Origin of the sequence: Chryseobacterium cucumeris (assembly GCF_016775705.1) — a bacterium.
In the GTDB taxonomy this organism is placed as follows: domain Bacteria; phylum Bacteroidota; class Bacteroidia; order Flavobacteriales; family Weeksellaceae; genus Chryseobacterium; species Chryseobacterium cupriresistens.
In genome coordinates this window covers 3,943,563-3,963,193 of record NZ_CP068760.1, presented here as the reverse complement: position 1 = coordinate 3,963,193, position 19,631 = coordinate 3,943,563, and the positions used below count along the sequence as shown (strand labels likewise).

Here is a 19,631-nt window from a genome sequence, read left to right as displayed (position 1 = left end):
TTCTTTATTTTGCATTTTTATCTCCTCCAATAATCAATAGAACGGTTTTTAAAATAACGACCAGATCCAGGGCAAAGCTCCAGTTTCTTACATAGAAAGCATCGGCCAGAACTCTTTTTTTCATTTCTACTTCCACATCTCCGAAGTCACCCCGCAGTCCGTTCACCTGTGCTAATCCGGTAATACCAGGACTTACCATACTTCTCAGGCTGTATCTTCCGATTTTAGGTTTGTAATAATTGTCGACAGCCAGCATGTGAGGACGCGGGCCTACCACAGACATTTCTCCTCTCAGCACATTGATGAATTGAGGAAGTTCATCAAGGCTTGTTTTTCTTAAAAATTTCCCCACTCTGGTGATCCTGGAATCATTTACTGAGGTGGTTTTGGTGGTAGATTCATCATTCACAACCATTGTTCTGAATTTAATGCAACTAAAAACCTCCTCATGAAAGCCATATCTTTTCTGAAAGAAAAAAACAGGTCCTTTGGAAGTTGTTTTGATTAAAATCGCAATGATTGGAAATACCCATGAGCATATGAAGACCAATATAATAACAGAAAAGAAAATATCAAATGTCCTTTTCATCAGGAAATTAGAATAATAATCTAACGGGTACCTGGCCTGATTAAGTACCGGCTGGGTCTGTATATATCCAAGGTCATAAAGGAAAAAATCACTTTGGGTGATACTTGGAATCAGTGAAATGTGAATCTTATGATCTTCGGCCAGTCTGAAAATTTCATTTTCCATCGCTTCGTCATAGGAGTTTTCCATAGATAAAAACAAGGTGTGGATTCCGTTCTTTTTCCAGAAATCTACCAGCTCATTGATCTTCACCCCGGTATGTTCGTACTCAAATATTCTGTATCCATAATCTTTACGGTCTGTAAAGATATTCTTCAAAATTTCTGTGGAATGGCTGTCTCCTAAAAACATGACATTCCTGTAATTGGCACCAAGAGACCGTAAATATTTGATCGCAAAATATACTAATGATTTTGCAAGAAAGATGGCAATAAAAAGGTAAAGGGAAAGCCAGTAGATATCCGAATTGAAAAACACATTTTTACTTACCTTTCCTATAAGCAGCACTCCCAGTATAAAAAACAGGAAATGGATTAAAAGCCGTTCAAGAAACAGGGTATAAGTAAGGTTTCTCGGGATATTGTATATTTTTGTCCTACCGCTAAGGAGCACCCAGAACAAAAACAACAGAATGAGAGAAAAACTATTCTGGTACCAGGTTTCTTTATTGTATTTTAAACTTTCGTTTCTGCTTATAAAAAAGAATATGAAGACAGATGCAATAACCATGAGGTCAAGCAACATAATGATTGATTTCAGGTATCTAGAGTATCGAATTCTCTGCATCTATCGGTATTATAGCGGATAAGCACGGCTAATTTACACTTTTTTACGGGATATTCAGATATTTGTGAGTCTGAACAGAAGCCTGCCACTCAGGGTTTTCCAGAATGAAATCTGTGATCTTAGGATACATGTCGTTTCTTTTGCTCCATTCACTCTGAAGATAAAGTTTACAGTTTTCGGAAACTTTTGCAGCCTGTTCCTGAGCAAAAGTAAAATCATGCTGATTGAAAATAATGACTTTAAGCTCATTGGCCTTTTGATAGATCTCTTCCTTAGGAAGTCCTGTTTTCTTAGGGGAGAGAGTAATCCAGTCCAGTTGCCCGCTCATAGGATACGCTCCTGACGTTTCGATGTGCACTGTACATCCCAATTCTTTCAGTTTGGAGGTCAGGATATCTAAATTCCACATTAAAGGTTCACCGCCGGTCAATACAATTGTTTTACAGTGTCTGGCAGCTGTTTCTGCAATTTCTTCTGCATTCATCAAAGGGTGGAGTTCCGGATCCCAGCTTTCTTTTACATCACACCAGTGACATCCAACATCACAACCTCCCAGCCTGATAAAGTATGCGGCTTTTCCGGTATGTGCTCCTTCTCCCTGTAAAGTGTAAAAATGCTCCATCACAGGGAGCATTTTACCTTCTTTTAATAAAATATCTTCTTCTTTATTCATTTTAAAATTAGTCGTTATAGACCGAAGTTTTGTAAGCAATGATGGTGTTTTTCATCAGCATCGCTCTTGTCATTGGGCCTACTCCTCCAGGTACCGGAGTGATCCAGCTTGCTTTGGCAGCACAGCTGTCAAAATCCACATCACCTGCAAGATAATATCCTTTTGGAGAGTCATTATCTACTCTTGTAATACCCACGTCAACAATTACTGCTCCTTCCTTGATCATATCTCCTTTTAAGAAATGTGGATCTCCCAAAGCGGTAATGACGATGTCTGCTTTTCTTGTATATTCTTCGATGTCTTTCGTGTATGAGTGCGTAAGGGTAACAGTAGAGTTTCCAGGGAAATCTTTTCTTCCCATCAAAATACTCATTGGTCTTCCTACAATTTTACTTCTTCCGATAATGACACAGTCTTTTCCTTTCGTTTCAATATTATATCTTTCCAATAATGTTAAAATTCCGAAAGGAGTTGCCGGCAAGAAAGTATCCATTTCAAGAGCCATTTTTCCAAAGTTTTCCGGGTGGAAACCATCCACGTCTTTTCTAGGGTCAATAGCATTGATGATTTTTTCCTGATCAATCTGATCCGGTAAAGGCAGCTGAACGATAAATCCGTCTACTGCTTTAGACTTATTAAGCTCGTCAATTTTTTCCAATAGTTCAGATTCAGAAACAGTGCTTGGAAATTTAATTAAGCTGGATTGAAATCCTACTTCCTCACAGTCTTTTACTTTAGAGTTTACATAGGCCTTGCTAGCTCCATTATTTCCTACAAGAATAGCCACCAAATGCGGAGCTCTTCTTTTGCTTGCGAGAATCTTTTCTACTTCAACCTTGATCTCTGCTTTAATTTCCTTGGATACTTTAAGTCCGTCAAGAATTTCTGCCATTTTTACTTTTTTACTTTATAGATTTACTTTTACTTTCTTTTTACTTACTATTTATTTTCTTTATAGTAATTGATCAATCCGTTGGTAGAGCTGTCATGAGAGCTTATTGCTTCATTGTTTTCAAGCTCAGGAAGGATTTTATTGGCTAATACTTTTCCTAATTCCACTCCAAACTGGTCAAAACTGAAAATATTCCAGATGACACCCTGAACGAAAATTTTGTGTTCGTAAAGGGCGATCAATTGACCTAATGAGAAAGGAGTTAATTCTTTGAATAATATGGAGTTAGTTGGGGTGTTTCCATGGAAGACTTTGAAATTGATCAGCCTGTCTATTTCTTCATCAGATTTTCCGGAATTTCTAAGCTCTTCTTCCACTTCTTCTTCCAGTTTTCCGAAGGCAAGTGCCTCAGTCTGAGCAAAAAAGTTCGCTAATAATTTATCTTGGTGATCAGAAACATGGTTCGGGCTTTTTGCATAGGCAATAAAATCTGCAGGAATCAATTCTGTTCCCTGGTGGATTAACTGATAAAATGCGTGTTGGCCGTTTGTTCCCGGTTCTCCCCAAATAATAGGCCCCGTTTCATATTCTACGAATTCACCGTTTCTGTCTACACACTTTCCGTTACTTTCCATATCTCCCTGCTGAAGATACGCAGCGAATCTGTCCAGATATTGAGAATAAGGTAAGATGGCATAAGTAGTTGCTGCATAGAAATTACGGTACCAGATTCCCAGAAGTCCCATTAAAACAGGAACATTTTCAGAGAATTCGGCAGTCTGGAAGTGCTGGTCCGTATCAAAAGCACCTCTTAAAAGCTGCTCGAAGTTTTCATATCCTACAGAAAGTACAATACTTAATCCGATTGCGCTCCAAAGAGAATATCTTCCGCCTACCCAGTCCCAGAACTCAAAAATATTTTCCTCTGCGATTCCGAACTTTTTAACTTCCTCAATATTAGTAGATAAAGCCACAAAATGCTTCGCGACATCTTCCTGTTTTCCTGCTTTCAGGAACCAATCTTTAGCTGAATTGGCATTCGTCATTGTTTCCTGAGTTGTAAAAGTCTTGGAAGCAATGATGAATAAAGTAGTTTCAGGATTTAAATCTTTTACTACTTCTGCAATATGATTTCCGTCCACGTTGGAAACAAAGTGAGCGTTTAATCTTGTTTTAAAATGCTTTAAAGCCGAACAAACCATTACAGGACCCAAATCCGATCCTCCAATCCCGATGTTGACTACATCTGTGATCTCTTTTCCACTAAAACCTTTATGTTCTCCTGAAATAATTTTCTCAGAAAAAGATTTCATATGCTCAAGAACTCTTTTAATCTGTGGCTTGATATTTTCTCCATCCACCAGAATTTCACGGTCTGAAAAATCTCTTAATGCGGTGTGAAGAACAGCTCTTCCTTCAGTTTCATTGATTTTATCTCCGGAGAACATTCTGGAAATAGCATCTTTTAACTGGCTTTCTTCTGCCAATTGTAACAGAAGATCTTTTGTTCTGGAATCAATCAGGTTTTTAGAATAATCAAAAAGATAGTTGTCCTTTTGCAGGGAAAACTCGTTAAAACGGTTCGGGTTATATTGGAAGAGAGTTCTAAGATCAAAGTCATTTCCACCGAAGTGTTCGTCAAGTGCTTTCCAGCTGTTGGTTTGTGTTGGATTTATTTTTGATAGCATATTACAGAATTTTTATCATTCAGAAGATCATGTATCGGATGAAAATGGTTAATCATCCATAATGATTTATTTCTGATCTGCAAATTTACGGAAAAATAAAACCTCAGATAAATTTGAAGAAGATAAATAACGATTTTTTAAAAAACAAAACCTCAGAACAGGCCTGAGGTTTTATAAAATGTGTCTTGTGATAAGAGTTTTCAATGCTATTCATCCATTTCGTTCAGAATATTTTCAAGTTCTTTGGCACTTCTTCCGTAGATATATTTTGTCCACACAACGATACTTGTTATGATGGCTAAAGTTCCGATGAGCACTGCAATAATTAATCCCTGCTGATGGGAAGTTGTAAGTTCTGCCAGAGATTTTCCTTGTTTTTCCATCGCATTGTAAATCACCAATCCCGCTGTTACCAGAAAATGAGGAAGTAATAAAAATCCGAAAGACTGATATCGTTCCATATTTAGCCGAAGTTCATGATATATTTTCCAAAGACTGTTTTTGGTGTTTCCTGTATAAAGTTCCGTCTGTTTGTAGAATTTATAAAATCCTAACAGATAGTAGGATGATATGACAACCATCACGGTATAAGACACATAATAAATAATATACTGTGAAGAAGGAAACTGAAACTGAAGGGGAAAAAGAGCTATGAGAATGATCGCAAGAATCTGCATAGGGAATTCTCTTTTCATGTTTTTCTGGATTTTTTCTATAGGGTGTTTGCTTTCCTTTAATTGCTTTATGGTATCAGGAATATGGACATCGCTGTCTTCTTTATTCCACTGTTCTTTTAATTGATCAAAATTCATAACCTGATTTTTTTATGATTTGCTGTATTTTTTCTTTTGTTCTGTTGAGTTTTACGCGGGCATTACCTTCACTGAGACCTAAATTGTTTCCGATTTCTTTATGTGACATCCCTTCCATAAAATAAAATATGACGGCCTTTTCCAGAGGATTCAGTTCCTGAACGGCACTGTAGAAAATTTCCAGCTGCCTGTCTTTGGTGGGATTATAATCTTCCTGCTGAACTTCAAAATGATGTGGAGCATCCGTATGGTTATTGGATCTCTGTTTTTCTTTTTTTAAATAGGTAATGGCAGTATTGATGGCAACCCGGTACATCCAGGTAGAAAACTCACTGTTCCCTTTGAAGTTCTGATAGGACTTCCAAAGCTGGATAAGAATTTCCTGCTGAAGGTCTTCCCGGTCCTCTACAGAATCTGCATAGATCCGTGAGGCTTTGTATAAGATACCTTTGTGCTGGTTGACGAGCTTTAAAAAAGCAGTTTCAGTTGGATTGCTCACAATGGTTTCATGGTTTGGTTATAATTATAAACTTGATACAGGTTTTACCGTGTAGCCTTTTGCCTGTAGAAGAGGAATAATTCCGTTTTCACCCATAAGATGAGATCCACCGACAGCAAAGAAAGAACTTTCTTTTTTCATCATGTCTGGCATTACTTTTACCCAGTTCTGATTTCTGTTGGTCAGCATGGCCTTTTCCTGCTGAGCATTCATAAATCTTTCATCCTTAAAAAGACTGTATAAAGATTGTACATTTTCATTTTTAAAAGCTTCAATCATCTGTCTGAACAATATTTGATATTCCTTGTCCATTTTCAGTTGAGCAATAATGCTTTTCAGATTATACGCTTCATTGATGGATTTCATCTGATCTTCCACTTTTTCCAGCCCTTTGATGCTTTTTTTATCTTTCATTGCTTTCTGAAGAAGTTCCATCTCGTAAAGTTTTACTTCTGTCTGAGGACATGGAATGGCTTTGGTGGAAAGCAATGCATAAAGCGCCTGCGGGCTTGAAGAATCAATACTTTTCAGATCAGTTCCATAATTGGCAAGAACAGTATTCAGCTCTTTAGCTTCTTCAGGTGAAAGCTGATCCGATATTTTTTTATCTGTTTTAAACATTTTCTGTAATGACATCATTTCAGCGGGATCTGTATAATTGATTTCCATAACAAGGCTTTCAGAACTCTCAAGAGCTTTCAGCACTTTAGGTTTGATCTCAAAATCTTTACTGCATAAGATATGAAAAGTCCCGGTAATATAAGAAGGCTTTGAAAGACCGTTTCCGGAAACCTCCCAAAGCAGGCTGTTTTCTTTGTTGCTGCTTTTATTTTGTGCATTGGATGTTATGAAATTCAATGACAATAATGCTGCAAATCCAAGTTTTATTAAATTTTTCATTGTATTAATTTTTTTGATTTTCTGTTCTTTTAAACAGTATGTAAAGCAGGCATTACAATCGTTACAGTTTTTTTTTAAAAAAAATAAAAACCTCCTGAAAACAGGAGGCTGTAAAATCTAAAATTATGATGATAACCAATTGGTTAGGATAGTTTTTTATTCCTGATTTTTTGAATACTCAGGTTTTGAAATTTTTCTTTTTCTTAAAAAATAGAGGATTGCAGCAGCAATTAATACAAGAGGCCATACATTGATAAGCCCCACAATAATCCTCTGGATCAGATAGAATCCATATACAAATCCATCTTTTGCGTCATAGATGAAATTGTATTTGTACTTATTATCAATGCTTGTGGTGTTGGTAACAGCAATTTCTGCAATACGTAACTGAGGCTCTTTGATGTAAATGTCAATCGTGCTGTATTTCAGATCATCCGTCATGTTCATGCTCGAAAGCTTTTGAAGATTTCCTTCAGACATATTCTCGTCATCCAGCGTTACTTTATCTTTATTGGTTTTGAGCTTACTGATGTTTTCTGAAGTTTTTTGATTTCTTTTCCCTTCCAGTGCAGAATACTTGATGTTGGCTGTTACATCTTCTGCATTGATAGATCTTGAATTAAGAAATAATTTATTGGTATTGATTGCCGTTAAAAGCTCTCCCAGTTTTTCCGTAGGAATACGTACCTGCATTCTGTTCTCTGTCTGGTATTTTTTTACCAGCATCGCCTCTTCATTGGAGGTGTTGTAGGTGTTTTCAGAAACAACGTTACTTTGAAGATTACTATTGGTAACAAATCCTCCAAGCTCCTGTACAGATTCTTCAATAGCAATCGTTGCATTATACACATCTTTTACTTCCATATTCACATCCGCAGTCTTGATAAACTGCTTGTCTTTTACTTTCATTTCTGCAACAGATGAAATACTATCCGAAACCACAGCAGCTGCTGAATCGGTAGTAGCATACGCTTCAAGATCTTTAGAAGAAACTTCTCCCTTTTTACACGAATAAATTCCTAGTAAAAGAGCAGCGGCTAGTGATAATTTAATGTAAGTAGTTTTCATAACGTTGATTTTTAATGTTTTTGCTTGAGTCAAAGTTCAGTCAGGATCTTTTGTAACGCTTGAAAATCAAAAGTAAAAAGCTTGTAAATAAAATTTTCACTTATAATGAATTGAAATATAGTATTTTGTAAAATAAACTTGAGCTTCAGGCATTGCTTTCGGAGCAGTTTTTGCTTATCTTTTACAAACCAAAACTACAATCTATCACTATGTCAAATACTTTTTCCAAAATCAGAAACGCAATAGGATTATTCACATCTATAGATTTTGATCAGCTGAGCGCCATTTCTCAAAAAGTGGATTTGCCAAAACTGATGCATAGTTTCTCAAAACTGGATGATAAACAGCTTTCCGGGCTTATGAAAATGCTTGATCCGGAAAAGAAAAAGAAAGAACTTCCGCCCATTGACGGAGATTTTTATGATATCTACCATACTCTTACTCCGGAACAGCGTGAAATTCAGCTGAAAGTAAGAGCATTCATGGAAAAAGAAGTAAAACCTCTGGTCAATCATTACTGGCTCAGAGATGAATTTCCTTTTGAGTTGATTCCAAAATTTCAAAAACTGGATATTTGTGGTGTTACTTATGAAGGCTATGGCTGCCCGGGAATGCCTTTCCTGATGGAAGGTGTTATTGCGATGGAAATGGCAAGAGTAGATGCTTCTATTGCCACTTTTTTCGGTGTACAATCCGGACTGGCGATGGGTTCTATTTATATCTGCGGATCGGAAGAACAGAAGCAAAAATGGCTTCCGCAGATGCAGAAATTTGAAAAAATTGGTGCCTTTGGACTTACGGAGCCCGAAGTTGGATCAGGAGCAGCAGGCGGACTTACAGTGACCTGTAAAAAAACACCTGAAGGCTGGATTCTGAATGGGCAGAAAAAATGGATCGGGAATGCTACTTTCGCTGACCTGATCATTATCTGGGCAAGAGATCTGGATAGCGGAGAAGTGAAAGGTTTTATTGTAGAAAAAGATAATCCGGGATATTCCGTAGAAAAGATCAAAGGAAAAATGGCGTTAAGAATTGTCCAGAACGGGTTGATTACCTTAAAAGACTGTCTCGTTACCGAAGAAAACCGTCTGCAGAATGCCAATTCCTTTAAAGATACCGGTAAAGTACTGAGAATGACAAGAGCTGGAGTAGCATGGATGGCCACAGGTTGTGCACGCGGAGCTTACGAAAGTGCTTTGGATTATACCCGAAAAAGAGAACAGTTTGGAAGACCTATTGCCTCATTCCAAATGATTCAGGGACATCTGGTGGAAATGTTGTCTAATCTCACTGCCATGCAGACGATGGTTTTCAGACTGTCTGAAATGCAGGATGAAGGAATTTTAAAAGATGAACATGCTTCTTTAGCCAAAGTTTTCTGTACTCTCAGAACAAGAGACATTGTTTCCAGAGCAAGAGAAGTAATGGGAGGAAACGGAATTCTGCTTGAGTACGATGTGGCCCGGTTTGTTGCCGATGCAGAAGCCATTTATTCTTACGAAGGAACAAAAGAAATCAACTCGCTCATCGTAGGACGATCGATAACAGGTTTCAGTGCTTTCGTATAGGTGACAGGTAGCAGGTAATAGGTTGTAGGTGCTGCAACCTGCAACCTATCATCTGCCGCCTTATGAAACTAAATGTTTATATTTTTCCTTGTTGTCAATAATCATCCAAAGATTGATCAGAAACATTACTCCGGCAATACCCATTCCCATAGGAGATTTATCCATTGTGAAAACATGCGTGACAATTCCTACCATGACAGGTAAAATAACAATGGCACCTAATGCTCTTGTTTTTGGGAAAATAAATAATAACCCGCCAATAACTTCTACAATGCCCACTAATGGCATCAGCCAGCTGATTTCTCCAAAAGCAGCGAAAAGTTTCATTTGTTCTGGAGTAGGTTTCTCCATGGGCATATAATTAAAAAACTTGTTTAATCCGGCATTAATAAACATAAGCCCGAAAAGCAGACATAAGATGAATTTTATCACTTTCATGATTGATGATTTTATATCAAATGTAAAATAAAAATATAATATTTTGTATTTAATTTAATATAAAATGTAAAATCAATAGTTAATTGAAGGAAATGTTGAAGGGTTGACTTATGAAGATTGCCCGGATAACCCATTATATTTTCTGTACGGAAACCTGCCCTAATCGAACGAGTCCGTTATGTCCTCTTCCATAATAAAAAAAGACTGTCTCGAAAGAGGCAGTCTTTTTATTTAAAGTTACGAGTATACCAATGAGTCCCCATTGCTTATTACTCATTACTCATATTCTAGTCCATTTCCTTCAAAGTGATATTCTTGGAAATTTTGTAGCTTTTTTTCTTCTTATGAGGTTTGGGCTCTTCTCCTAGCAATCTTCCCCAAGGTTTTAGATCGTCTACTCTTTCACAGATAATTTTTATAATCGCAATCGCTGGAATGCACAGGAACATTCCTGCAATTCCCCAAAGATGTTCTCCCAGAAGGATACCAATAAAAGAAAATAAAGCGTTGATTTTTACTTTGGAACCTACTACAAATGGAAGGACAATATTTCCGTCTACAGCGTGAATGGCAATATAGCCCAAAGCAACGTATATACATGTTGATGGAGTAGAAGTGGCGAATGCTATAAAGCAGGAAATTAACAGAGAAATAAAGATTCCCAGATAGGGAATGACGTTTAATAGCCCGGTCAAAACTCCTAAAAGAATAGCATATTTTACTCCCAGAATCGTAAGAAGGACCGAAGTAAGAACAGATACAATAATCACCTGAAGAAAAAGCCCGAAGATATACTTCTTGGTCATGATTCTAATTTCGTTTACAGCTTCCTGTACACTCGCTTTATGTCTTTCGTTGAAAACAGTAACGATAAAATTATTTAAAAGTCTTCTGTAATTTAAAATAAAGATAAAAAACAGGGTGAAAAATATAATGAAGCCGAAGCCCGTTGAAAAAATTCCGAATGTAAATCCTAAAATGACTCCCGAAGAAGACAGTAGTTTAGTTAATCCCTGGTTAATATAATCCACCTGTTCATCCACTTTCACATTAAATGTTCTGGAAACCCAATGCTGAAGGCTGTTAAAAACTGTAGTAAACTGTTCCTTGAGGTGTGGAAGATCCTTACTGAAGTCAGACAGCTGATTGGTAAAGAAATAAATAATTCCGCCTAAAATCATCAGCATAATAAATACTGAAGTCATCGTAGACATAGATCTCGGAAATCTCAACTTTTTTTCCATAAAACTGGCAGCCGGTAAAAACAGCATGGCCATGAGGAATGCCAGGAAAAACGGAGCTAAAATGCTCTGTCCCAATGCCAGAAGATAGCCAAGTCCAATAATGGAAACCACCACAAGGGTAAGCTTGACAAGGAAAGGAAGTCTAAGAAAATTCATAATCTAAAAATATGCGGTGTGGAATAAAAATAAGAAAACCCTTCCGAATTGAGAAATTTTTTATTCAACTCTCCGGGATTTTCTTCTGTTGTTGCAAATTTTATTCCAGCCGATAAAATTGTACGCTTTTTTATAAAAAGAAAACACGCTCCGGATATCAGAGCGTGTTTCTTTATTGAGAAGTTAATATGTTGTCAGTTATTTTATTCTTCAATGGCGATGTCAATGACTTCCTCCATTCTGTTGACGTAGTGTACTCTCAGATTTTTCAGATAATCTTTTTTGATTTCCTCCACATCTTTTCTGTTGGCCTCACAAAGAATAACATCTTTGATTCCTGCTCTTGTTGCTGCAAGAAGCTTTTCTTTGATTCCTCCTACAGGTAATACTTTCCCTCTTAAGGTAATTTCACCCGTCATCGCAAGGTGAGGTTTTACCTTCTTGTTTTTAAATGAGGAAACCATTGATGTCAGCATGGCAATACCGGCAGATGGCCCGTCTTTAGGTGTTGCACCTTCAGGAACGTGTACGTGGATGTTTTTCTTTTCAATATCTTCCTGAGGAATACCCAGTTCATCATGCTTAGCTTTAATATATTCCAAAGCAATAGTCGCAGATTCTTTCATTACCGTTCCCAGGTTTCCGGTCATGGTTAACGCCCCTTTACCATTGCTTAAAATACTTTCAATATAAAGGATATCTCCTCCTACACTTGTCCATGCAAGACCGGTTACCACACCCGGAACTCCGGTGATTTCAGATAAGCTTTTCGGTCTTGGAACTCCAAGAATCTCATCTACTTTTTCCACTGAGATTTTTGGATCATACTCCTTTAACAAAGCAGTCTGTAGTGCTACCCATCTTCCAATGGCTGCAATTCTTTTTTCCAGGGTTCTCACTCCGCTTTCTGAAGTGTGAGCTTCTATAATATGTTTAAGTTCAGCATTTCCAAGTTTGAATGATTTTGTATCCAGACCATTTTCCTCCTGTTGTTTCCTGATCAAATGTCTTTTGGCAATCTCAATCTTTTCCTCCAAAGTATAGCCGGCAATCTGAATGATCTCCGTTCTGTCTAAAAGAGGAGTCTGTATCGTTGAAAGTGAGTTGGCAGTTGCAATGAACATCACTTTTGAAAGGTCATAACCCATCTCCAGGAAATTGTCATAGAAAGATTTATTTTGCTCCGGATCAAGAACTTCTAGGAGTGCAGAGCTTGGGTCTCCATGAAGACCCTGTCCGATTTTATCAATCTCATCAAGAACAATTACAGGATTTGAAGTGCCTGATTTTTTGATAGACTGTAAAATTCTTCCCGCCATAGCACCGATATACGTTTTTCTATGTCCACGGATTTCACTCTCGTCATGAAGTCCTCCCAATGACAATCTTACATATTTTCTCCCTAAAGCATCAGCAATAGATTTTCCTAAAGAAGTTTTACCCACACCCGGAGGCCCTACCAATAGCAGGATAGGAGATTTCATGTTGTTTTTTAATTTTAAAACGGCCATGTGCTCCAGGATTCTTTTCTTAATATCTTCCAGTCCGAAGTGCGCTTTATCAAGTACTTTTTCAGCTTTTGCAATATCAAAAATATCTTTTGTATAGGTTTCCCATGGAAGATCTGTAAAGAAATCCAGATAGTTTCTCTGAACATTATAGTCCGGAGAGTTGGGATTCTGACGTTGAAGTCTGCTGATTTCCTTTTGGAAGTGGTCTTCTACTTCCTGGCTCCATTTTTTTGTTTTAGCCTTGGCAATAAGATCTTCAACATCACTTTCAGGTCCGCCGCCCAGTTCCTCCTGGATGGTTCTGATCTGTTGATTCAGAAAATATTCTCTCTGTTGCTTATCTAAATCTTTTGAAGTTTTCTGATGAATCTGGTTTCTCAGTTCCAGTTTTCTGAAATCCTCATGCATCAGCTCGTAGCACTGGTTGGCTCTTGTCATAAGACTTTTCTCTTCAAGCAGCTTTTGTTTTGCAATCGAAGAGAAATTAGCATTGGTGCAGATGAAATTCAGAAGATCATCATTATTGTTAATATTTTTAATCGCAAAGTTGGCGGCATTAGGAATATTAGGGTCCAGTTCAATGATCTTTAAGGCAAGATCCTTGATGTTTTCCAGCAATGCTTCATATTCTTCCCGGTCTTTAGGCTGGGTATCTTTTAATTTTGATATTTCAGCTTTAAAATAAGGTTGATTATCAACGATTTTTTTAATCTTAAATCTGTGGAATCCTTTGGTAATAGCTGTAATATTGCCTTCGGGAAGCTTAATGATCTTAATAATCTTTGCCAGTGTTCCGGTAGTATATATATCTTTTTCGGATGGTTGTTCCAGATCCGAATTTTTCTGGCTTACAATTCCAATAAAATCTCCGTTTTTCTGTGCCTCCTCAAGAAGCTGTATAGAGGTCTTTCTCCCTGCTGTAATAGGAATTACCACATTGGGGAACATTACCATATTTCTTACAGGAAGTATAGGGAATATTTTCTGTTCGGAATTTTTATCAGTCTCTGCGAAGTCGGAAAGATTGATTTCTTCAGTTACGATATCAAATCCATCACTGATCATTTCTTCTAAACTTATATCTTCAAATTCTGTCATAGTCAATCGAATGACAAATTGTCATTTTCGTTTTTTATCGTTAAAGGAATTTTTTATAATATACTCTGAAAACGTGTGGCATATTATAATATTCTAAAAATGCACAATACTTATGCCATTTGTTTTTTACTTAAAAATACGGTCAAAATTTCCTTTTTTAGATAATCTTTGCATTAAAAATCAAAATAAAGCAGTTCTGTTTCTGTAATTTCTTAAAAATGTGTATTTTCGCAAACTGATAAAAAACTATAATTTATAAAATGGCAATTTTAGGACAGATTAGGAGTAAGCCTTGGCTTTTAATGGGAGTAATAGCCTTAGCGCTTTTGGCGTTCCTGGTGAACCCCGATAGTATCGACAAGGTTTTTGGTAAGAATCCTGATGTTTTAGGAAAAGTAAACGGTGAGAAAATCACCCGCGAAGAGTTCAATGATCAGCTTTTCGTGCTGCAGCAGCAGGCTGAACAGCAAGGTCGTCCGAAAAACGGTCTTGAAGAGCAGGCTTGGCAGTTACTTGTACAATCTAAACTTATCAAACAGCAGTTTGAGAAACTGGGCTTTGAAATGACTGATGATTATTTCTGGAATCAAATCCAGTACGATCAGATGTTTGCTCAGAATCAACAGTTCTTTGATGAGAAAGGTAACTTTAAAACTCAAGAGCTTAAAAAAGAAATTGAAACATTACAAAACACCAATCCTCAGGGATATACTCAATGGTTGAAAACAAGAAAGACAATTGAGTATAGACTAATGGCGAGACAGGTGTTTACCAATATTTCAGCAGGGATTACTACAGGTAAGAAAGAAGCTGAAGAATTGATGAAGCAGAGAGATCAGCTTGCAGATATCGACTTTGTAAAGGTAGATTACGCAGCTTATCTTCAAAAAACAAAGATCAATGTAACCACACAGGATCTTGCTGATTACATCAAGAAGCACCCTGTAATGTTCAAAGCTGAGCCAAGCAGAAATATCGGTATTGTATTTTTCCCATCTAAACCTAGTGCGGCAGATGATGCAGCAGCTCTGAAAGAAATTACAAAATTATATTCAGGAGGTACGGATGCTAGTGGAGGAACTGAAAACTTCCAGAATACTAAAAACGATTCTATGTTTGTAGCAGCAAATTCTGATGCACCATTCAATCCTCAGTATCTGAATCCTGCACAATTGCCTCCAACAATCAAAGATCAGATCACAACAGCAGCTGTAGGTCAGACTTTTGGTCCTTATAAAGAACAAGATGTATATGTAGTCTCTAAATTGGTAGGTAAAAGACCTTCAGATTCTACTTTATCAAGACATATCCTTATTGCATTCAAAGGAAGCCCTGCAGGTGAAGGGGTAACAAGAACCAAAGAGCAGGCTAAGAAATTGGCAGACTCTATCGGAGCTATTGTAAAAGCTACTCCAGCTAAATTTACAGAATTCCTTAAACTTTCAAGTGATCCGAATTCTGCAGCTCAGGGAGGTAGCCTTGGATGGACAACGCCAGAGACGCCTTTTGTTCCTGAATTCCTTACTTATCTTGCAAACAATCCTAAAGGAGCTACAGGGGTGGTAGAAACACAATTCGGTTACCATATCATCAATATTGAAGATAAAAAATCAGGATCAATGGGGTATAAAGTTGCTAACCTTGTGAAAGCAATCAAACCATCAGATGCTACTGAGGCTGAAACAGACAAAAACTCAAGAAAATTCATTCAGCAGGTTCAGGGGAAATCTTTCAACGATTTTGTGAACATTGCTAAAAAAGGGAACTACCAGTTCTCTAATCCAAAAGCGGCAAAAAGATTTGAAGGTCAGCTTCAGGGCTTAGGTACTGAAAAAGATGCAGATATCCTTACATGGGCTTTCGATAAGAAAAGATCAAAAGGAGATACTGAATTATTTACAGTAGATGGAACAGGTGATAAAATTGTAGTGTATCTGAACGGAAAACAGGAGGCAGGTCTTGCTGATCCTGAATCTGTAAGAGATCAGATTGAAGTTATCGTTAAAAATAAATTGGCAGCAAAACAAATTTCCGATAAAATTGCAGCAGCAAAAGCTTCAAGCTTAGATCAGATTGCTAAATTATTTGCAGCTCCAAAACAATCAGCTCAGGTGAATCTGTTGAACCCTTCTGTAGCTGGTGCTATGGAACCTAAAGTTGCCGGTGCAGCGTTCGGTGTTGCAAAAGGTAAACTTTCCAACCCGGTTGAAGGGGGAACAGGAGTTTATGTTCTGATCAAAAAATCAGAAACTGTAAACAAGCAGCCTGGAGATCTAAAACAATTTACAGAATCTCTTACTCAGAGAAGTGCTGGAATGTTCGGACAGGCCTGGATGAAGAGTCTTCAGGATAATGCAGATATTGAAGATTACAGAATCGAGATCTGGAACAAGCTGGGGAATCAGCAACAATAAGAAATTCATTTCAATGATATAAAAAGCGGCAAAATTTTTTGTCGCTTTTTTTGTATTTATGGCAGAATAATAAAGGAAAAGATTTATTTAAAATGTATTATATTTGCTTATTAGAAAAAAATTAGCAAGTGAAGTTCAGTAAAGAATTAAAAGCTGGTGTGATTGCACTTCTAGCTATCGTAGGCTTTGTGGTGTTGTTTCAGTTTATGAAAGGGAAAAGCCTTTTTACTACCGACAATATATTTTACGCAAAATATGACAATGTAGAAGGTCTGGCGCAGTCTGCGGCAGTTTCTATTAATGGTCTGAAAGTAGGGCAGGTAGATAAGATTATTCCTATCACCTCAAAAGATGGAAAAATTAATTTTGTCGTAAAAGTTACCGTCGACAATAAATTCGAATTTTCAAAAAACTCATCATTGGAGATCTTTGAGCCGGGATTAATGTCTGGTAAAGAAATGAGAGTAAACCTTATGTATGGTGGGGCGACTGCAAAAGACGGTGACACTTTAAAAGGTGCTTTCAAGCTGGGAACGCTGGGAAGTCTTTCTTCGCAGGTAGGTCCGGTAAAAGATCAGCTACAGGTGGTTTTACATAGAGTAGACTCTTTAATGGCGAATGCCAATCAGGTTTTTGATGCTCAGAACAGAGCTGAAATAAAAGCTTTACTAGCCAACCTTAATAAAACAGTAGGAGCATTACAATCCACAGCAGGAAGTGTAAATACGCTTGTAGGACACAATGATCCAAAACTGCAAAAGGTGCTGGATGATGCAAGCCTTACTATGCAAAGCGGAAAAGTTACATTGGATAAATACGGACATCTTGCAGAAAGTATTGACACTAAACAGTTGAATGCTACCATTGCAAGTTTAGATGCTACAGTAGGAAAATTGAATCAGGTGATTGGAGGAATTGATAAAGGAGAAGGAAGTTTAGGTAAACTGATGAAGGACGATCAACTGTACAACAACCTGAATTCAGCTTCTTCCAATCTGAATACATTAATCGAAGATATGAAAGCGAACCCGAAGAGATATATCAACTTCTCGGTTTTCGGTAAAAATAACAAAGACTAATACGCCTTATGCAGTACATCGATAACATTATTTTCCTGATTTTATTAGTAGCCGGGTTCGGGCTGTTTGCCAAAAGCCTGCAGAAGATCTACAGAAATATCAGGCTAGGTCGTGAAATCAATAGAAGTGACAGAAAATCTGAACGCTGGAGTATCATGGCTAATGTGGCCATGGGACAGAGTAAGATGGTAAAACGTCCTATCGCAGGAATTTTACACATTTTTGTCTATGTTGGTTTTATCATCATTAATATTGAACTCATTGAAATAATTGTTGATGGACTGTTTGGTACCCACCGTTTTCTGGCCTCGGTTTTGGGACACGGATTCTACAGCTTCTTTACAGCTACATTAGAAGTGCTTGCACTTCTGGTTGTAATAGGTGTAGTTATATTTTTCATCAGAAGAAACTTTTACGGGGTTAAAAGATTAACAATGAAGGAGCTTTTCGGATGGCCGAAAGAAGATGCCAACTGGATTCTTATCATCGAATTTGCCCTGATGATGGCTTTCTTTAAAATGAATGCCTCAGATTTTATTTTGCAGTCAAGAGGAGTTTTACCAGTACATGGAAGTTTCCCGATCAGTGAAATGACATTGGTTCCGTTTTTGGAAGTCTTCAATTTTGATAACGGATTTTTGATGTTCACAGAGAAAGCTGCCTGGTGGTTCCACTTTGTAGGGATTCTTTTCTTCATGAATTATCTTTATTATTCAAAGCATTTACATATTATTCTTGCATTTCCAAGTACATGGTATGCCAATCTTGAGAAAAAAGGAAAATTCAACAACCTTGAATCTGTAACAAAGGAGATCAAATTAATGATGGATCCTAATGCAGATCCTTACGCAGCACCAGCTGAAGGAGCTGAAGCTGATGTACCTTCCAAATTTGGGGCAGAAGATATTTTTGATCTGAACCAGGTACAATTGCTGAATGCTTATTCCTGTACAGAATGCGGACGTTGTACTTCTGTTTGCCCTGCTAATATTACCGGTAAAAAACTTTCTCCGAGATTGATTCTGATGAAGACCAGAGACCGATTGGAAGAAGTAGGAAGAAACATCGATAAAAACGGAAAATTCGTAGATGACGGTAAAAAGTTGTTGAACGATTATATTACAAAAGAAGAACTTTGGGCCTGTACCACTTGTAATGCATGTACAGAAGCCTGTCCGGTATTGCTTGACCCGCTTTCCATTATTTTTGAAATGAGAAGATTCCTGGTGATGGAACAGTCTGCTGCTCCACAGGAACTGAATTTGATGATGACAAACGTGGAAAACAACGCTGCTCCATGGCAGTACAATCAGGCAGACCGTCTGAACTGGGCAAACGAAAATTAATGTAACAATGTAAATAATGTAACGATGTAACAATCATTGGTAAACTGTTACATTGGTATATTGATAAATTTGATTTAGAATGGATTTCAATATAAAAACAATGGCAGAATATGCTGCCGAAGGAAAAGCCCCTGAAGTTTTATTTTGGGTTGGATGTGCGGGAAGTTTTGATGACCGTGCCAAAAAAATTACAAAAGCATTCTGTAAGATATTAAACAAAATAGGCGTTGAATTTGCTGTTCTCGGTCAGGAAGAAAGCTGTACCGGAGATCCTGCAAAAAGAGCCGGAAACGAATTCGTTTTCCAGATGATGGCGCTTACCAATATCGAAGTGTTGAATGCTTACGAAGTAAAGAAAATCGTAACGGCTTGCCCACACTGTTTCAATACCCTGAAGAATGAATATCCTAGCCTGGGAGGGCACTTTGAAGTAGTTCACCATACTCAGTTCCTTAAAACTTTAATGGAGGAAGGAAGACTGAAAATTGAAGGAGGTGCATTCAGAGGGAAAAAAATTACTTTCCATGATCCATGTTATTTAGGACGTGCCAATGACGAATATGAAGCGCCAAGAATGCTTCTTGAAAAGCTGGATGCTGAACTTGTAGAAATGAAGCGTTGCAAAACCAATGGTCTTTGTTGTGGAGCAGGAGGCGCACAGATGTTTAAAGAACCTGAAAAAGGAAATAAAGACATCAATATTGAAAGAACAGAAGAAGCATTATCTTTTGAGCCTAAGGTAATTGCTACAGGATGCCCTTTCTGTAACACCATGATGACGGATGGAGTAAAACATTTTAATAAAAATACTGAGGTAGCCGTAAAAGATATCGTAGAACTTCTTGCTGAAGCAGAAGACTTATAATTGTA

At 37.5% G+C, this 19,631-nt stretch carries 17 protein-coding genes; 5 read left to right on the top strand and 12 right to left on the bottom strand.

Annotation, left to right across the window (positions count from 1 at the left end):
- Positions 1-4 precede the first annotated feature (4 nt).
- The 8 genes from JNG87_RS17700 to JNG87_RS17665 all read right to left on the bottom strand — a co-directional run bounded on the left by JNG87_RS17700 (position 5) and on the right by JNG87_RS17665 (position 7,907).
- Positions 5-1,375 carry an exopolysaccharide biosynthesis polyprenyl glycosylphosphotransferase gene (locus JNG87_RS17700; RefSeq protein WP_202840034.1) on the bottom strand — a complete coding sequence of 457 codons (1,371 nt, stop codon included), beginning with the start codon at positions 1,373-1,375 and terminating at the stop codon, positions 5-7.
- 43 nt (positions 1,376-1,418) lie between these two features.
- Positions 1,419-2,048: a 7-carboxy-7-deazaguanine synthase QueE gene (locus JNG87_RS17695; protein ID WP_110009928.1), complete on the bottom strand. Its 630-nt coding sequence runs from the start codon at positions 2,046-2,048 to the stop codon at positions 1,419-1,421.
- A gap of 7 nt (positions 2,049-2,055) precedes the next feature.
- Entirely contained in the window at positions 2,056-2,940 is an 885-nt protein-coding gene (locus tag JNG87_RS17690) for a bifunctional 5,10-methylenetetrahydrofolate dehydrogenase/5,10-methenyltetrahydrofolate cyclohydrolase (protein WP_034692667.1), read from the bottom strand.
- 47 nt (positions 2,941-2,987) lie between these two features.
- The gene (gene pgi / locus JNG87_RS17685) at positions 2,988-4,628 is read right to left on the bottom strand and encodes a glucose-6-phosphate isomerase (RefSeq protein WP_202840027.1); all 1,641 of its coding nucleotides are present in this window, start codon (positions 4,626-4,628) and stop codon (positions 2,988-2,990) included.
- Between the two features lie 206 nt (positions 4,629-4,834).
- The gene (locus JNG87_RS17680) at positions 4,835-5,440 is read right to left on the bottom strand and encodes a hypothetical protein (protein WP_202840025.1); all 606 of its coding nucleotides are present in this window, start codon (positions 5,438-5,440) and stop codon (positions 4,835-4,837) included.
- On the bottom strand, positions 5,430-5,939 hold the full coding sequence (locus JNG87_RS17675; RefSeq protein WP_202840023.1) for an RNA polymerase sigma factor: 510 nt from the start codon (positions 5,937-5,939) through the stop codon (positions 5,430-5,432). The genes JNG87_RS17680 and JNG87_RS17675 overlap by 11 nt, the downstream gene beginning before the upstream one ends.
- A gap of 24 nt (positions 5,940-5,963) precedes the next feature.
- Positions 5,964-6,839 carry a TraB/GumN family protein gene (locus JNG87_RS17670; RefSeq protein WP_202840021.1) on the bottom strand — a complete coding sequence of 292 codons (876 nt, stop codon included), beginning with the start codon at positions 6,837-6,839 and terminating at the stop codon, positions 5,964-5,966.
- Positions 6,840-6,995: 156 nt separating this feature from the next.
- Positions 6,996-7,907: a DUF4349 domain-containing protein gene (locus JNG87_RS17665; RefSeq protein ID WP_202840020.1), complete on the bottom strand. Its 912-nt coding sequence runs from the start codon at positions 7,905-7,907 to the stop codon at positions 6,996-6,998.
- Between the two features lie 209 nt (positions 7,908-8,116).
- Here JNG87_RS17665 and JNG87_RS17660 point away from each other — a divergent pair, with 209 nt between their 5' ends.
- The gene (locus JNG87_RS17660; protein WP_202840018.1) at positions 8,117-9,475 is read left to right on the top strand and encodes an acyl-CoA dehydrogenase family protein; all 1,359 of its coding nucleotides are present in this window, start codon (positions 8,117-8,119) and stop codon (positions 9,473-9,475) included.
- A 60-nt stretch (positions 9,476-9,535) separates the two neighbouring features.
- On the opposite strand, the gene JNG87_RS17655 is transcribed toward JNG87_RS17660, so the two are convergent.
- From JNG87_RS17655 to lon, 4 genes are all read right to left on the bottom strand, one after another.
- Positions 9,536-9,913 (bottom strand): DoxX family protein, encoded by a 378-nt coding sequence (locus tag JNG87_RS17655; protein WP_202840016.1) that lies wholly within the window; start codon positions 9,911-9,913, stop codon positions 9,536-9,538.
- A 133-nt stretch (positions 9,914-10,046) separates the two neighbouring features.
- Positions 10,047-10,190 (bottom strand): hypothetical protein, encoded by a 144-nt coding sequence (locus tag JNG87_RS17650; protein ID WP_202840014.1) that lies wholly within the window; start codon positions 10,188-10,190, stop codon positions 10,047-10,049.
- Between the two features lie 10 nt (positions 10,191-10,200).
- Positions 10,201-11,313, bottom strand: coding sequence for an AI-2E family transporter (locus JNG87_RS17645; RefSeq protein ID WP_202840012.1), 1,113 nt, complete (start codon positions 11,311-11,313; stop codon positions 10,201-10,203).
- Between the two features lie 203 nt (positions 11,314-11,516).
- A complete protein-coding gene (gene lon / locus JNG87_RS17640; protein ID WP_202840010.1) occupies positions 11,517-13,922 on the bottom strand; it encodes an endopeptidase La in 2,406 nt (801 codons plus the stop codon).
- Between the two features lie 260 nt (positions 13,923-14,182).
- Between lon and JNG87_RS17635 the strand changes: the two genes are divergently transcribed.
- From JNG87_RS17635 to JNG87_RS17620, 4 genes are all read left to right on the top strand, one after another.
- Complete coding sequence (locus tag JNG87_RS17635) at positions 14,183-16,336, top strand: SurA N-terminal domain-containing protein (RefSeq protein ID WP_202840008.1); 2,154 nt, start codon at positions 14,183-14,185, stop codon at positions 16,334-16,336.
- 128 nt (positions 16,337-16,464) lie between these two features.
- Positions 16,465-17,415 carry an MlaD family protein gene (locus JNG87_RS17630; RefSeq protein ID WP_202840006.1) on the top strand — a complete coding sequence of 317 codons (951 nt, stop codon included), beginning with the start codon at positions 16,465-16,467 and terminating at the stop codon, positions 17,413-17,415.
- An 8-nt stretch (positions 17,416-17,423) separates the two neighbouring features.
- Positions 17,424-18,761, top strand: a complete 1,338-nt coding sequence (locus JNG87_RS17625; RefSeq protein WP_110009918.1) for a (Fe-S)-binding protein — start codon at positions 17,424-17,426, stop codon at positions 18,759-18,761.
- Positions 18,762-18,840: 79 nt separating this feature from the next.
- Positions 18,841-19,626, top strand: a complete 786-nt coding sequence (locus tag JNG87_RS17620; RefSeq protein WP_047428861.1) for a (Fe-S)-binding protein — start codon at positions 18,841-18,843, stop codon at positions 19,624-19,626.
- Positions 19,627-19,631: the final 5 nt, after the last annotated feature.

Coding starts and splice junctions, on each gene's coding strand:
- JNG87_RS17660 (WP_202840018.1), top strand. CDS start 8,117: ATGTCAAATACTTTTTCCAAAATCAGAAACGCAATAGGATTATTCACA.
- lon (WP_202840010.1), bottom strand. CDS start 13,922: ATGACAGAATTTGAAGATATAAGTTTAGAAGAAATGATCAGTGATGGA.
- JNG87_RS17645 (WP_202840012.1), bottom strand. CDS start 11,313: ATGAATTTTCTTAGACTTCCTTTCCTTGTCAAGCTTACCCTTGTGGTG.
- JNG87_RS17700 (WP_202840034.1), bottom strand. CDS start 1,375: ATGCAGAGAATTCGATACTCTAGATACCTGAAATCAATCATTATGTTG.
- JNG87_RS17655 (WP_202840016.1), bottom strand. CDS start 9,913: ATGAAAGTGATAAAATTCATCTTATGTCTGCTTTTCGGGCTTATGTTT.
- JNG87_RS17635 (WP_202840008.1), top strand. CDS start 14,183: ATGGCAATTTTAGGACAGATTAGGAGTAAGCCTTGGCTTTTAATGGGA.
- JNG87_RS17650 (WP_202840014.1), bottom strand. CDS start 10,190: ATGAGTAATAAGCAATGGGGACTCATTGGTATACTCGTAACTTTAAAT.
- JNG87_RS17625 (WP_110009918.1), top strand. CDS start 17,424: ATGCAGTACATCGATAACATTATTTTCCTGATTTTATTAGTAGCCGGG.
- JNG87_RS17665 (WP_202840020.1), bottom strand. CDS start 7,907: ATGAAAACTACTTACATTAAATTATCACTAGCCGCTGCTCTTTTACTA.
- JNG87_RS17620 (WP_047428861.1), top strand. CDS start 18,841: ATGGATTTCAATATAAAAACAATGGCAGAATATGCTGCCGAAGGAAAA.
- JNG87_RS17695 (WP_110009928.1), bottom strand. CDS start 2,048: ATGAATAAAGAAGAAGATATTTTATTAAAAGAAGGTAAAATGCTCCCT.
- JNG87_RS17680 (WP_202840025.1), bottom strand. CDS start 5,440: ATGAATTTTGATCAATTAAAAGAACAGTGGAATAAAGAAGACAGCGAT.
- pgi (WP_202840027.1), bottom strand. CDS start 4,628: ATGCTATCAAAAATAAATCCAACACAAACCAACAGCTGGAAAGCACTT.
- JNG87_RS17690 (WP_034692667.1), bottom strand. CDS start 2,940: ATGGCAGAAATTCTTGACGGACTTAAAGTATCCAAGGAAATTAAAGCA.
- JNG87_RS17670 (WP_202840021.1), bottom strand. CDS start 6,839: ATGAAAAATTTAATAAAACTTGGATTTGCAGCATTATTGTCATTGAAT.